Consider the following 15,220-nt stretch of genomic DNA (forward strand, 5'->3'; position numbering starts at 1 on the left):
AATTATCTAGAGAGAATATGATGGAACAGAAAATAGTTCACATTGGCGATATGCCAATTGCAAACGACAAGCCATTTACGCTATTTGCAGGTATGAATGTTCTTGAGTCTCGCGATCTAGCGATGCAGATCTGTGAACACTACGTAAAAGTGACTGAGAAGCTAGGTATCCCTTACGTATTTAAGGCGTCTTTTGATAAAGCGAACCGCAGCTCTGTACACTCTTACCGTGGTCCAGGCATGGAAGAAGGTCTTAAGATTTTCCAAGAGCTTAAAGACACGTTTGGCGTGAAAATCATCACGGATGTTCATACTGAAGCTCAAGCACAGCCAGTCGCAGACGTTGTTGATGTGATTCAGCTTCCTGCGTTCCTAGCTCGTCAAACTGACCTTGTTGAAGCGATGGCGAAAACAGGCGCTGTAATTAACGTGAAAAAGCCACAGTTCATGAGCCCTGGTCAAGTTGGCAACATCGTTGATAAGTTTGCTGAGTGTGGCAACGAGAACATCATCCTTTGTGAGCGTGGCTCGTGTATGGGTTACGACAACTTGGTTGTTGATATGCTTGGCTTTGGTGTGATGAAAAAAGCATCAAACGGTAGCCCGATTATCTTCGACGTGACTCACTCACTGCAGATGCGTGACCCTTCAGGCGCGGCATCAGGCGGTCGTCGTGAGCAGACTGTTGAACTTGCAAAAGCGGGTTTAGCGACAGGTATCGCTGGTCTGTTTATTGAAGCGCACCCGAACCCAGATCAAGCACGTTGTGATGGTCCGTCGGCACTACCATTGGATAAGCTAGAACCATTCCTAGCGCAAATGAAAGCACTTGATGATTTGATCAAAGGTTTCGATCATATCGACATTAAATAGTCGTAATTAAAGAACTAAAGCCGGCATTTGAGTCGGCTTTTTTGTGTCTATAGTTTGTGTAGTTGTACTGAGGGACATTTGTCATTCCACACTGAAATGGTACTTATTGATGTGTTATATTATAACAATAAGTACTTGATAATAATTATAAATTTAACTTAAGTTACCTTAACTTGTTGATTGGTTAATCAATATCACAAATGGCGCGTAAATGCATGAAAACGTTTGCCTGTGATCATTTATTGAATGAAATGCAACTTCGTTTGTTTGTTACACAATCGAAAGCTGATTAAGGTGATCTATCCTACATAAATATGAAATCACTCTGTTAGGTTTACCTTCTTAATTTAAACTACTTCAAGTTTTACTATCCTTTAACGATGTTTGCCAAACAAGCGTCCGTTTAATTGCGATGGCTTTAAAGCAGTGGATTCCCCCTAAAAAGTTCAAAGGTATGACAATGAAGCAACGCCTTATTCTAAAGACAGCACTCAGTGCTGCGATCCTAGCAACTCTTGCAGGTTGCGCATCTCAACCTGCTCAAGAGTGGGAAAACGATAAAACTTACAAGCTAACTGTTCTGCATACTAACGACCACCACGGTCGCTTCTGGCAGAATAAATACGGTGAGTACGGCATGGCCGCTCGTAAGACTCTAATCGACGAGCTTCGTGAAGAGATTCGTGCGGAAGGTGGTAGCGTGCTGCTTCTATCTGGTGGTGACATCAACACAGGTGTACCAGAGTCAGATCTACAAGATGCCGAACCAGATTTTAAAGGTATGAACAAGATTGGTTACGATGCAATGGCGTTGGGTAACCACGAGTTTGATAACTCTTTAGACGTACTCGCTAAACAGATCGATTGGGCGAACTTCCCAATGCTATCTGCAAACATCTATGATAAAGCGACCGGTGAGCGCAAGTTCCAAGCTTACGAAATGTTTGAAAAGCAAGGTATTAAGATTGCTGTTATTGGTCTAACGACAGAAGACACCGCTAAGATCGGTAATCCTGAATTTATTGCTGGCATTGACTTCCGTGATCCAAAAGAAGAAGCGAAAAAGCTGATTGCTGAACTGAAAGAGACAGAAAAGCCGGATCTTATCTTCGCAGTTACTCACATGGGTCACTACGAAAACGGTCAACGTGGTGTTAACGCACCGGGTGACGTTGCCCTAGCTCGCTACCTAAACGAAGGCGACCTAGATATGATTGTTGGTGGTCACTCTCAAGAGCCTGTATGTATGGAAGGCCCGAACGTGGCGAAGAAAAACTTCAAGCCAGGTGACGAGTGTAAGCCGGATGTACAAAACGGTACTTACATCGTTCAAGCTCACGAGTGGGGCAAATACGTAGGCCGTGCTGATTACGAATTCCGTAACGGCGAACTAGAGATGGTAAGCTACGACCTGATCCCAGTTAACCTGAAGAAGAAGGTTAAGATCGACGGTAAGAAACAACGTGTTCTGATCCAAGATGAGATTGCACAAGATCCAGAACTACTAGAGTTCCTACGTCCGTTCCAAGAGCAGGGCCAAGCTCAGCTTGAAGTTAAGATTGCCGAAACGAATGGCAAGCTTGAAGGTGACCGTAACGTTGTTCGTTTCCAACAAACAAACCTTGGTCGCCTGATCGCAACATCTCACATGGAGCGTGCTAAAGCTGACTTCGCTGTGATGAACTCTGGTGGTGTTCGTGACTCTATCGAAGCGGGTGAAGTGACGTACAAAGACGTACTAACGGTTCAACCATTTGCAAACATCCTAACTTACACTGACATGACGGGTGCTGAAGTACTGGATTACCTAAACGTTGTTGCAACGAAACCAATCGACTCTGGCGCTTACGCTCAGTTCGCTGGTATCTCAATGACAGTAGAAAATGGCAAGGTTTCTAACGTATTCATCGGTGGTAAGCAACTTCGTCTAGACGAAACGTACCGTTTCACTGTACCAAGCTTCAACGCTGCGGGCGGCGACGGTTACCCTAAACTAACGGGTCACCCTGGTTACGTAAACACTGGTTTTGTTGACGCTGAAGTACTAAAAGAGTACCTAGAAGCAAACAGCCCAGTAGACGTAAACGCGTACGCACCATCTGGTGAAATGGTTTACAAATAATTAGGTAAATCGAGGGTTTAGATTGACTCTCAGCGCCTGATAATTTTAACTAAAGCGATGCTTCGGCATCGCTTTTTGTTTATCTGATATTTGGAAACACCATGACACCGGCCATCAATCTTGCAAAGAAGAAAAAAGTTACTCATACCATCCATCAGTATGACCACGATCCAAGCCACGACAGTTATGGGTTAGAGGCTGTGGAAGCGTTGGGACAAGACCCAAAGAAAGTCTTTAAAACACTGCTTTTCTGCTTGAATGGTGTTGCCAAAGATCTCGCGGTCGCCGTGATTCCTGTCGACCAGAAGCTGAACCTGAAACTGGCAGCGAAAGCGGCGAAAGGTAAGAAAGCTGAGATGGCCAACCCGGATATTGCGCAGAAGACAACGGGTTATGTCGTTGGTGGAATTAGCCCTCTTGGTCAAAAGAAGGCGCTACCAACTTTCATCCACTCCAGTGCAGAACCTCAAGATACCATCTGTGTCAGCGCGGGCAAACGAGGTTTAGAGATTGAGTTGGCGCCAAGCGACCTTGCCAAACTGACTCGAGCTCAGTTTGTCGATTTGTGTCTGTAGTCGACTCACATACTCTCTTCGAATACAAAAATGCCCACTAGAGTTAGTGGGCATTTCTATTATTTCAGTTTGCTACTTCTTGAGGGTTAATGTGCCGCCAACGCGTTTCTTCGGCGCTTGGTTTGTCTCTTGTCTGCGAACGTTTGTCGGCTTGCTATGAGGACGAGAAGGCGCTTTACCACGGTTGTTATTACGCTCTTGGTCTTGGCGATTCGCACGTTGACGTTCATCACGTTGCTGGTCGTCACCGTGAGATGGACGTTTACCACGCTTAGAGTTTGGCGCATGACGGAATTCGTCGGCATTATTACCTTTGAAGGTACGTGGGCGGTTCTCTTTCTGATTACGACGCGCTCTAGAGCCTTGGTTCTCTTCTCGGCTATCAAACAGTTTTGCATCGGTTGCTTTGCGAATGCGTTGACCTTTAGCGTTTAGTTTCGACGCTTCTTCTGTGCTCACTGAGCCTTCACACATTGCCAAGATTTCCGCGATCTCGTCATCACTTAGGTAGCGCCATTTACCGTTAGGAATACCATCAAGGGAGATGTTCATGATACGCACGCGACGCAGCTTGAATACCTCGTAACCTAAGGCTTCACACATACGACGAATCTGACGGTTCAAGCCTTGAGTTAAAGTAATACGGAAAGAGAACTTGGTCTCTTTTTCCACCTTACATGGCAGGGTAACGGTATCTAGGATCGGTACGCCTGACGCCATTTTCTTCAAGAACTCGCCTGTGATTGGTTTATCAACACGAACTACGTACTCTTTCTCGTGGTTGTTGCCGGCACGAAGGATCTTGTTGACGATATCGCCATCGTTGGTCAAGAAAATCAAGCCGTCTGAAGGTTTATCAAGACGACCAATAGGGAAGATACGTTTATGGTGGCCCACAAAGTCGACAATGTTCCCTGGGATATCACGTTCAGTAGTACAAGTGATACCGGTTGGCTTGTTTAGAGCGATATAGATAGGCTTCTCTTTCGAGCGAACAGGTTTGCCATCAATCTCTACGTCATCACCGGGTAGGACTTTTGTGCCCATTTCTGGAGTCTTGCCATTAATGGTGACACGGCCAGCATCAACTAGCTTGTCAGCTTCACGGCGTGAGCAAAAGCCAGTTTCACTGATGTATTTATTGAGACGTTTCGCTTGGGATTCTTGTGACATGATTTTCTCTTAGCGTTTCACAACGGAATATAGGTAAACAAAAAGCAACTACCGAGTAGTTGCTTTCTGAGTATGTATCTTTAACTGCGCATAATTTTAGCATCTAGTGTGAGCTTGAGCACGAATTAAATTTCCTGAGCTAACTCATGCGCTTTTGATGTCTTTCTCGGTTTTCTAACTTTTTATCGTCACTTTTTCTTAGCATCACATACACCGCGCCCGTGCCGCCATGGAACTGCTGAGCAGAGTGAACACATTGCACGTCATTAATCTGCGATAGCCAGTTTGCCACGTAGCTTTTCATCATCGCTGGTGGGTTAGAGCGTTCACCCTTACCATGAACAATAATCACAGTACGAATATCCATACGTAGACATTGACGCAAGAAAGAGAGGATCTCGTTACGTGCATCCTTAAGCGTTTTTCGGTGCAGGTCGAGCTTGGCCTGAATTGGGTATTTTCCTAAGCGCAGCTTTTTGTATACGCCATCTTGCACGCCATCTTTTTTGTACTCCACGATATCTTCAGGTTTCAACATCGGAGAGTAGTCTAGAGAGAGGTAATCTTTTTCATCGTCAGAGAGCCACATTGCCGCTTCGCGCTTAGCAAGGTGAGATTCGGTGACTCGGTGAACTTTTTGATGCTCCGCGGTATCTTGGTCAATACGCTTAACGTCGCCCATCATTTGTTGGAATAGATCTAGGTCGTCATCATGAGACATAGTGGTTATCTCAAGTTGGAGAAGGATAAAGAAAGTATACCTAAGTTATGGGGTGGTTCAAAAACGAAAAAACCGGAGCAGACAATATTAGTCAGCTCCGGTGCAAAGCATCTTTAAGTCCCAACTTAAACAGGTTGGTGATTAAGGCTTGGCGACTCTAGTGAGGAGATTTGTCGGTCATAACCTTGTAAATGAAGAAGCCTCCATAAAACATCATGAGACCAAGAGCCCCGAAGATTACTATCATTGAAGATAGTCCCACTGCATTACCAAATAGGAGATCTAGCCAAAAGTCCATGTGTATACCTCAAAGTTATGTGACACGTATAATTCTATTAACTGAACCTATCGGTTTACTGATCTGGATCAATCCTGTTGCATAAGTTAAATCTTTGTTGGTGAGTGTGTGTATTTGGTCACATTCTCATCGTGCTTGGTTGTCTTTTGTTCGAACGGTATAATATTGAAGGAAATAATGAAAAAAGCGCTTGCGGATAAACTCAGATTCCGTATTATACGCTCCATCGACAGGCAATGAGCCAGTTAGATATCTCGGTGAATAGCGCAGCTTGGTAGCGCATCTGGTTTGGGACCAGAGGGTCGGGGGTTCGAATCCCTCTTCACCGACCACTTTTAGAAAGCCTGCTCAAAGAGCAGGTTTTCGTCGTTTTAGGGTAAGGAAAAGGAATAGAACCCAAATGGGGTTCGCCTGATGTTCAAAACACGCTCTTCACCGACCATTTTTAGAAAGCCTCCTCAATGAGCAGGCTTTCGTCGTTTTAGGGTGTAGGAAAAGGAATAGAACCCAAATAGGGTTCGCCTGATGTTCAAAATAAGCTCTTCACCGACCACATTAAAGAAAGCCGTAGCCCTCCTTATAATAGATAGGGGCTACGGCTTTTTTGCATTCTAGCGGATATGTCATTCCCTAGAGCGGCGAAGGAGCGAGTAGGGAATCTTCTTCCATCTTCAAAAGAAAGGACTGACCCCTAAGGTCAATCCTTAACATAATTGGATACGAAATATCATCACTCGATGAATGACTTACGACAGCTGCTATTTCACTTCGCATTGCGTCTGTTCACTCTTCGACAACTGAACCACTTCAAAACCGCGTGCCTTCAACAAGTCGATAAGACTCTGTTCGCCAATAAGATGCATTGCACCAACCACAACTAAATACGTTGCCTCTTGTTTTAGCTTCCAATTGTTACTGCTCAGCTTATTAGCCCAGTCATGATTGCGATCGGTAAGAAACGCTGCGGTTAGCTCCGGTGACATGGCGGCCAGTTCTGCGATACGCTCTAGGTTTTTCTTGTCTCCCGCTTTCCAACTATCGATCAAGCAGCGGGTTGCCTCGCCCGTTTCATCAAACTCTTCAATAGAGCTCAGCAGTAGCTCTTTGCCTCCCTCTCTACCTTGAGCAATCAAATCAATCTGGAACTGCAATGACTCTAAGGTAATAAGAGGCTTATTAAGCTGTTGTGCAAGAGCAGCAACGTGAGCGTCGACACCAAACTGCGGCAGATAACCTAGTTGCTCAAACTGCTTCATTTGGATTGTGAGTGCTGTAGCCCACGGTGGTGAAAGTAACATTTGCTGAAGCGGTAAGTTGAGAGATTGGGTGATCTGTTTAAATTGCGCCTGTTGAGTGTCATCGAGCACATCAGCGGTTGTGATTGTTGTCGAAGGGTACTTTAAGCCTCCGGTCTGTTTGAGGTCTGCCTCCAAGATAAGTCCATTACTGCGTTTAAGTGCATTGTTGATTGGATTAGGAAGCGGATACATGGATTCATTGCCGGCATGCACAGAGCCAAAAATGATGAACTCAAGTTGACCTTTTTTCGCCTGCCAGAAGAGAGGCTCTGCGATTGCGGTCGAGCACGCTGTACAGAAGAGAACAATAAAGCTGAGTATTTGGCGCACATTGGCTCCTTAATTGATTGTAGTCGCTCGTTAAAATCCATTTTGACGTTGGTTTTTAACGTAATTTTATTAGAGATTAATCACGTTATAGCGATAAAAAATCCGCTCATTGATTTGACTTTAAAAATATCACAGCGAAATGCGGTGAGTAATCTATCAATTTTGTCTTAGAATCTGTGAAGTGATTCCCAATATTTACGTCAAAACAAAAATGACGGATTGTTCGTTGTATTTAAGTTTATGATTTAAAAGCTTTTATATTTTTGTTTCCCATCGGCGTTTGAAGTTGATCACCTTCTTGCTTCGATTTAATTCACGGCAAAAAATAACGTCATATAGTGAATTTATCTTTTGGAGGCGCACTTATTTGCTTCCACACAATTTTAACTTATGGGTGAATATGATGTTGAAGAGAAACTTATTATCAGTCGCAGTTTTAGCCGGGTTAACAGGATGTGCTGTTACACAATCGACAGAGCAACAAGTCGTGAATACGTTGGCGGACAATCTTGATGTTCAATATGAGGTGTTGACGAATCATGGTGCGAATGAAGGTCTCGCATGTCAGGACTTAGGCGCAGAATGGGCATCTTGTAACAAGGTAAACATGACGCTGGTTAACCAAGGTGACGCGGTTGACTCTAAAGATTGGGCTATTTACTTCCACAGCATTCGTCTGATTTTGGATGTTGAAAACGAGCAGTTCAAAATCTCTCGCGTAACGGGTGACCTACACAAACTAGAACCGACAGATAAGTTTGATGGTTTTGCTGCGGGTGAAGAGGTTGTGCTTCCTCTTGTTGCTGAATACTGGCAGCTATTTGAAACTGACTTCATGCCAGGCGCTTTCGTTGCTGCACCAAATGCAGAGCCTAAGATGATCGCTTCTCTTAACACAGAAGACGTTACATCTTTCGTGACTGGCCTTGAGGGTAACAACCTAAAACGTACGCCAGATGACAACAACGTATTTGCAAACGCTGTGTCTCGTTTCGAGAAGAACGAAGACCTAGCAAAACAAGACGTATCAACCACGTTACTACCAACGCCAATGTCTGTTGAAGCAGGTAAAGGTACAGTAGAGATCGCGGCGGGTATTGCGCTGCCTAAAGACGCATTCGATGCGACTCAATACGCAGCAATTCAAGATCGTGCAGAAGTGGTAGGTGTGGATGTTCGTGGTGATCTTCCTGTAAGCATCACTGTTGTTCCTGCAGACTTCACCGGTGAATTAGCAAAATCTGGTGCTTACGAAATGAGCATCAAAGGCGACGGTATTGCGATCAAAGCGTTTGACCAAGCAGGTGCTTTCTACGCAGTACAATCTATCTTTGGCCTGGTAGATAGCCAAAATGCTGATTCTCTACCACAACTGTCTATTAAAGATGCGCCGCGTTTTGATTACCGTGGTGTGATGGTGGACGTGGCTCGTAACTTCCACTCTAAAGACGCAATTCTTGCAACGCTTGACCAAATGGCAGCGTACAAGATGAACAAACTACACCTTCACCTGACGGATGATGAAGGCTGGCGTTTAGAAATCCCGGGTCTGCCTGAGCTGACTGAAGTGGGTGCTAACCGTTGTTTCGATTTGGAAGAGAAAAGCTGTTTACTGCCTCAGCTTGGCTCAGGTGCAACGACAGACAACTTTGGTTCTGGCTTCTTCAGCAAAGCAGACTACGTGGACATCTTGAAGTACGCGAAAGCGCGTAACATCGAAGTGATTCCTGAAATTGATATGCCAGCGCACGCTCGTGCAGCAGTGGTATCAATGGAAGCACGTTACGACCGCCTAATGGAAGAAGGTAAAGAAGCAGAAGCGAACGAGTACCGCCTGATGGATCCTCAAGATACATCGAACGTAACGACGGTTCAGTTCTACAACAAGCAAAGCTTCATCAACCCATGTATGGAATCTTCAACTCGCTTTGTTGATAAAGTGATTTCAGAAGTAGCAGCAATGCACCAAGAAGCGGGCACGCCGCTAACAACATGGCACTTTGGTGGTGACGAAGCGAAGAACATCAAGCTAGGCGCTGGTTTCCAAGATGTGAACGCTGAAGAGAAAGTAAGCTGGAAAGGTACGATTGACCTGTCTAAACAAGACAAGCCATTCGCACAATCTCCACAATGTCAGACGCTAATTGCGGACGGTACAGTAAGCGATTTTGCTCATCTACCAAGCCACTTTGCAGAAGAAGTGTCTAAGATTGTGGCAGAGAAGGGCATTCCAAACTTCCAAGCTTGGCAAGATGGCCTTAAATACAGTGAAGGTGAGAAAGCGTTCGCAACAGAAAACACACGTGTTAACTTCTGGGATGTTCTTTACTGGGGTGGTACATCATCAGTGTACGAGTGGTCTAAGAAAGGTTACGACGTGATCGTTTCTAACCCAGACTACGTGTACATGGACATGCCATACGAAGTTGACCCGAAAGAGCGTGGTTACTACTGGGCAACACGTGCAACAGATACTCGTAAGATGTTTGGCTTTGCACCAGAGAACATGCCTCAGAACGCAGAAACCTCTGTAGACCGCGATGGTAAAGGCTTCACTGGTAAAGGTGAAATCGAAGCGAAACCTTTCTACGGTCTATCAGCACAGCTTTGGTCTGAGACAGTACGTAACGACGAGCAATACGAGTACATGGTATTCCCTCGCGTACTAGCAGCCGCTGAGCGTGCATGGCACCGTGCTGATTGGGAAAACGACTACAAAGTGGGTGTTGAATACTCGCAAAACTCTAACCTAGTAGACAAAGCTGCGCTAAACCAAGACTACAACCGCTTTGCGAACGTACTTGGCCAACGCGAACTGGCTAAATTAGAAAAAGCGGGTATCGACTACCGCCTACCTGTACCAGGCGCGAAAGTTGAAGCGGGTAAACTGGCAATGAACGTTCAGTTCCCGGGTGTAGAACTGCAATACTCTGTGGATGGTGAAACTTGGCTAACGTACGACGACAATCAGCGACCAAGCACTGAAGGTGAAGTTTACATCCGCTCTATCTCAGAAAGTGGCGAGCGAGCGAGCCGAGTGACCTCGGTAAAGTAAACACATAACAAAGTTTAATGAAAAAACTCCCTTTTCATAGGGAGTTTTTTTGTTGCTGAATACTCGATCTGTTTAAAGTGGGGTTGCGAGGTTAGGCGGCAGTTGAAGATTATGATTTGGCTCTGATTCATCATCATGGTGATGAAGCTCTCATTATTTTCTCTAAAAAATAAGTCTGCTATAAAAAAGTCTCAAATCAGTGTGATTGAACGACTCAAAACCGTTTGAAGATCTGACATTTGTGTGATCTAAAGTGGTTTTTAGTTTATGAGTACGGTTTTTATCAATTTTTACTTTTTATAAGTAATTGAATACAAAGTTAAAAATAACTTGTTGTTTTTTGACGGTGAGGAAGATCACTGAGATGACTCTTTTATTTTGAAACGAAAATTAATTCGAGCAACATAGATTTCATGCCAGGGAGGCAACCCATTACTCAAGCGGCGAAGGTGAATGATGTACCAAAGATATGCCGCTGAAAAATCAAACTAAGGCAGTTTACTATGAAAAAAATTATCGCTCTAAGTGCTCTATCTCTTGCTTTCTCTTCTAGTGCTTTTGCTGGTTCTTCTTACGTAACAGGTAACATTCAGCTCCATGATGACGGTCGTATTCACGGTTCTGACATGACTTCAACACTCGAAGCTGGCCATACGTTTGATAATTCTCTAGGGGGCTTAACTGTTTACACTGAGTTTGATGGTATCCAACTGGGTAAACTTGAGTCTGAAAATGGCGGTGCAGGTAATACAACTCCGGGGATTACCGTAGGCGGTGAGCAATCTTTCAACATTACTGACAATCTATGGGTTGCGGCGGGTTACCAGCATCTATTCTCTGCAGGTGAAAGCATTCAGTACCGTCCTCTTGTAAAGATTGGCTATAACTTCGATAACGGTATTTCGATCAGCAACCGCACACGTGCTCATATTGATGCAACTTCTAACGATGATAAAACAGATTATCGCATGGACAACCGCATCGGCTACACAGTTAACGATGATCTTGCGCTTAGCTACAACAACGTTTACATGATCGAAGCTGAAGCAATGGACCACGAGTTGCGTGCAACATGGACTCGTCAAGGTGTCCAACCTTACTTTGAGTTCCGTAGCCAAGCTAACGGTGTAGATTTCGCAAATGGTGACTCTAAGCAGAACAATGCATTCGTATTCGGTGCTTCTTACGGCTTCTAATTGAGTTCTAGCGGCAAGAGGGTGCTCTTGTCGGCTCTTATGCACAGCCGAGTGCACAAGGGGGGATTTAGCATCAATAGCCTAGTTGGTGCTATAAAATTTGCTTTACTGTCCAAAGCAAAGAGCCTAGTTTGCAATCTAAGTCTTAGGTTAGTCTAATTCTTAGGTGTGTAGTGACTAGGCTCTATTTTTCGTTATAGGCTAACAGCGCTCAGTGTTACTCGCTTTAGCGCAAGGACGCTTAGTTGCCTTTGTAGTGGCGATACTCGAACACCTGACCTTTCTCATTGAAAGCGTATACCGAATACTCATCCTTTTGGTCGCCATACTCCATACCTGGTGATCCCATCGGCATACCCGGAACGGCAAGACCAATAGCATTGCGTGGTGGGTTATCTAAGAAAGCTTTGATGTCATCAGCAGGGATGTGACCTTCGAATACATAGCCATCGATCTCAGCTGTATGGCAAGAGGCGAGCTCTGGTGCTACGCCAAGTTTTTGCTTAACCGCGTTCATGTTGTCGTGGAGCTTTTCTGTTACTGTAAATCCAGCTTCTTGCATGTGAACGGTCCAATCTGTACAGCAGCCACAGTAAGGAGATTTGTGATTAAGCACGTTGGCAGCCAATGCTTGTCCAGACATAAAAGTAAGCGCCGTGAGAGTGAGAACTTTACGAATCATGGTGTACCTCATAAAGATAAAATTATTGGTTTTTATTGTCGGTGGTTTTGAATAGTCGTAAGCGGTTTGCGTTGCTTACAACGGTTATGGAAGAGAGAGCCATCGCAGCTCCCGCCACCACTGGGCTCAATAAGAACCCGAAAAATGGATAAAGCACACCCGCAGCAATTGGAATGCCGAGCGAATTATAAACAAAAGCTCCAAATAGGTTTTGTTTCATATTCTTCACCGTAGCTTGCGATAACTCAATCGCGTTGCTTACCGAAACCGGAGAAGAGTTAAGCAGTGTCATTTGTGCACTTTCGATGGCGACATCGCTACCACTGCCCATTGCGATACCGACATCGGCTTGAGCAAGCGCGGGCGCATCATTGATACCATCGCCAACCATCGCAACTTGATTATAGCGCTGTTGCAGCTTGACGATATGTTCTGCTTTTTGGTCAGGTAGTACGTCGGAGATGACATCATCAATTCCTAATTGAGCGCCAATTGCTTGAGCGACCGCTTGGTTGTCACCAGTCAGCAGCACAGTATGAACACCGCGATTTTGTAATTGTTGAATCGCTAACTTGCTGTCGCTTTTCAATGTGTCAGAAACGCCGATAATGCCTTCTAGTTGATGGTTTTTAGAGACAAAAATAGGAGTCCAGGCAGCTTGGTTACACGCTTCAATTGCGCTCACTGCTGTCTCAAGCTGGATACCGAGACTCTTCATAAAGCTGAGCGATCCCACTTGCACCCATTGGTCATCTATCTTGGCTTTGATACCTTGGCCGCGTAGGTTTTCAAACTCTGAAACTGGCTGGATCTCAAGGCTTAAAGACTGGGCATGCTGACATATCGCTTTAGCCAGTGGATGCTCTGAAGCAACCTCTAAAGAGTAAGCGAGAGTCATGAGTTCAGCTTCAGTGGTGTTGTAACTAAACACCTGTTGTACTTGGGGTTTGCCCTCGGTCAAGGTGCCCGTTTTATCAAACACTACTGCATCAACCTTGCTTGCAGATTGCAGAACATCGGCATCTTTAATCAGTATGCCTAGCTCGGCTGCTTTGCCTACACCTACGGTGACTGATAGAGGTGTTGCCAACCCAAGTGCACAAGGACAAGCGATGATAAGAACTGTGGTTGAGACAACCAGCATGTAACTTGCGCTGGGTTCTGGACCGAAAACAAACCAAACCCCAGCGGCAATAGCGGCAATAGCGACAACAACAGGCACAAATACTGCCGAAATAGAGTCGGCTAATTTGGCAATAGCAGGTTTAGTGCTCTGTGCCTGTCGAACCATCTGAATAATACGAGCAAGCATAGTGCTAGAACCTGTACCCGTCGTTTCTATTACAAGGGTGCCGTCACCATTAATAGTGCCCGCTGATACCTTGTCTGCAGCTTTCTTAATGTTCGGTAGAGGTTCGCCAGTAAGCATCGACTCATCGACATACGATTCGCCCGAGATAACAACACCATCGATCGGCATCTTTTCACCGGGCTTCACTCGAATCTGCATACCGACTTCAATAGCTTCCACGGCAATAGACTGCTCTTTGCCATCAATAATCGCGGTCGCTTGTTGAGGTTGAAGGTTAATTAGGGCCTGCAATGATTGGGTGGTACGAGCCTTAGCTTTGGCCTCAATATAGTGCCCTAGAGAGATAAGACCGATGATCATTGCGCTCGCTTCAAAATAGACATGACGTGACGCTTGCGGGAACCAGCTCGGTGCGATGACGACCAACATTGAATACAACCATGCAGCACCCGTGCCGAGAGCGACCAAGGTGTCCATGGTTGCTCGTTTATGCTGTAAAGATTGCCATGCATTGATAAAGAATTGTCGACCCGAGGTCGCAAGTAGTACCAAGCAGATGAACCCCATCAAGCCCCAACCGATCTGGTCATTAGTACTTTCGATCATCATGCTACCGCCGAATAATCCCCATGCCATCATAGGCACACCCAGAGCCAGTGCTGAGATCGAGTTGATCAAAAACGATCGCTGAAGCTTCGTATGCTGACGCTGCTGCTGTTCTTGCTGAGTCTGAGCATCTTCTACAAAGTCCGCTTGATAGCCAGCATCTTTTACGGCTTGCAGAAGCGGTTGTTCTATCTGATCACGGCTGCTCGAACTAAAGACGAGCGCGGTTTGCTCGGCGAGGTTAACTTGGACTCGTTCGATATGATTAACAGACTTAAGTGCTTTTTCGACTGAAGAGACACAGCTAGCACAGGTCATGCCCTGTAAAACTAGGTGATACGCGTGTGCTTGCTCCGTTGAATCCTGAACCGGAGTATTCTCTGAGTTGGCTTCTTTTCTATCTTCAACGGTGTCAGTGTCTTCTGAATATGGGCGTGCTTGATAACCTACTGCCTCTACACACTCGATAACCTCTTCCTCAGAAAGCTGGGTGGTTAGTATCAGTTCTGTTTTAGAGATATCAAACGTGCCAATTTGCGGGTGTTCTCGTAGCGCCGATGTGAGTTTGTTGACGCACTTGCCGCAGTTTAAGCCAGACAGAGATAAGTGCCACTGATGACCAATAGAATAACCCAGCGTACCGATTAGCTCTGAAATCTCGCGATAACTTAAAGGTGTCACCACATCAATATAGGTCGGAGACAAGTCGTTGATGTCGGTATTCTCGACGTCACTGAGTAAGTTACGCATTTTTTTTGCGCAACCCATGCAGTTTAAGCCGTTCAATGGGGTCATGTAGTGGTTCATAGTGATACTCCAATTCTCATCTATGGCTAAACATAAACCTTCCCGTAAGGGTAAGGTCAACATTATTTCTTAAAATGTTGCTGAGACGGACGTACTGAGGCGTGGAAGTGGGTGTCTGTTGCTATCATCACTCAACTTGAAGGTAAGGTTTCTATGAAGAACCGAGTATTTAT

General features: G+C 45.2%; 10 protein-coding genes, 1 tRNA gene and 1 pseudogene. 6 read left to right on the forward strand and 6 right to left on the reverse strand.

Annotated elements, in window-relative coordinates:
- Positions 1-20: 20 nt before the first annotated feature.
- From kdsA to ybaK, 3 genes are all read left to right on the forward strand, one after another.
- The gene (gene kdsA, locus AC6I7V_RS03570; protein WP_498011343.1) at positions 21-872 is read left to right on the forward strand and encodes a 3-deoxy-8-phosphooctulonate synthase; all 852 of its coding nucleotides are present in this window, start codon (positions 21-23) and stop codon (positions 870-872) included.
- Between the two features lie 460 nt (positions 873-1,332).
- Positions 1,333-2,994, forward strand: coding sequence for a bifunctional UDP-sugar hydrolase/5'-nucleotidase UshA (gene ushA / locus AC6I7V_RS03575; RefSeq protein ID WP_255231254.1), 1,662 nt, complete (start codon positions 1,333-1,335; stop codon positions 2,992-2,994).
- A 101-nt stretch (positions 2,995-3,095) separates the two neighbouring features.
- Entirely contained in the window at positions 3,096-3,569 is a 474-nt protein-coding gene (ybaK, locus tag AC6I7V_RS03580; protein WP_255231253.1) for a Cys-tRNA(Pro) deacylase, read from the forward strand.
- A gap of 251 nt (positions 3,570-3,820) precedes the next feature.
- Here ybaK and rluF read toward each other — a convergent pair.
- The 3 genes and pseudogenes from rluF to AC6I7V_RS03595 all read right to left on the reverse strand — a co-directional run.
- Positions 3,821-4,742, reverse strand: a pseudogene (rluF, locus tag AC6I7V_RS03585) (23S rRNA pseudouridine(2604) synthase RluF); the annotation flags it as partial.
- A gap of 139 nt (positions 4,743-4,881) precedes the next feature.
- Positions 4,882-5,463 carry a DNA endonuclease SmrA gene (gene smrA, locus AC6I7V_RS03590; RefSeq protein WP_032550078.1) on the reverse strand — a complete coding sequence of 194 codons (582 nt, stop codon included), beginning with the start codon at positions 5,461-5,463 and terminating at the stop codon, positions 4,882-4,884.
- 157 nt (positions 5,464-5,620) lie between these two features.
- On the reverse strand, positions 5,621-5,761 hold the full coding sequence (locus tag AC6I7V_RS03595; RefSeq protein WP_004739790.1) for a DUF3149 domain-containing protein: 141 nt from the start codon (positions 5,759-5,761) through the stop codon (positions 5,621-5,623).
- A 255-nt stretch (positions 5,762-6,016) separates the two neighbouring features.
- Between AC6I7V_RS03595 and AC6I7V_RS03600 the strand changes: the two genes are divergently transcribed.
- Positions 6,017-6,093, forward strand: a tRNA-Pro gene (locus tag AC6I7V_RS03600).
- Between the two features lie 426 nt (positions 6,094-6,519).
- Here the strand turns inward: AC6I7V_RS03600 and AC6I7V_RS03605 are convergent.
- Positions 6,520-7,389: a TraB/GumN family protein gene (locus AC6I7V_RS03605; RefSeq protein ID WP_498011344.1), complete on the reverse strand. Its 870-nt coding sequence runs from the start codon at positions 7,387-7,389 to the stop codon at positions 6,520-6,522.
- A 403-nt stretch (positions 7,390-7,792) separates the two neighbouring features.
- On the opposite strand from AC6I7V_RS03605, the gene AC6I7V_RS03610 reads away from it, so the two are divergent.
- Both AC6I7V_RS03610 and AC6I7V_RS03615 read left to right on the forward strand, forming a co-directional pair.
- A complete protein-coding gene (locus tag AC6I7V_RS03610; RefSeq protein ID WP_498011345.1) occupies positions 7,793-10,444 on the forward strand; it encodes a beta-N-acetylhexosaminidase in 2,652 nt (883 codons plus the stop codon).
- A 503-nt stretch (positions 10,445-10,947) separates the two neighbouring features.
- The gene (locus tag AC6I7V_RS03615; protein ID WP_255231250.1) at positions 10,948-11,640 is read left to right on the forward strand and encodes an oligogalacturonate-specific porin KdgM family protein; all 693 of its coding nucleotides are present in this window, start codon (positions 10,948-10,950) and stop codon (positions 11,638-11,640) included.
- 241 nt (positions 11,641-11,881) lie between these two features.
- Here AC6I7V_RS03615 and AC6I7V_RS03620 read toward each other — a convergent pair whose 3' ends face one another.
- Together AC6I7V_RS03620 and AC6I7V_RS03625 are read right to left on the reverse strand one after the other, a co-directional pair.
- Complete coding sequence (locus AC6I7V_RS03620) at positions 11,882-12,322, reverse strand: DUF411 domain-containing protein (protein ID WP_261882707.1); 441 nt, start codon at positions 12,320-12,322, stop codon at positions 11,882-11,884.
- A 22-nt stretch (positions 12,323-12,344) separates the two neighbouring features.
- Entirely contained in the window at positions 12,345-15,110 is a 2,766-nt protein-coding gene (locus tag AC6I7V_RS03625) for a heavy metal translocating P-type ATPase (protein ID WP_498011346.1), read from the reverse strand.
- Between the last annotated feature and the right edge of the window lie 110 nt (positions 15,111-15,220).

The sequence above is a fragment of the Vibrio sp. KUL70 genome, from assembly GCF_059725515.1.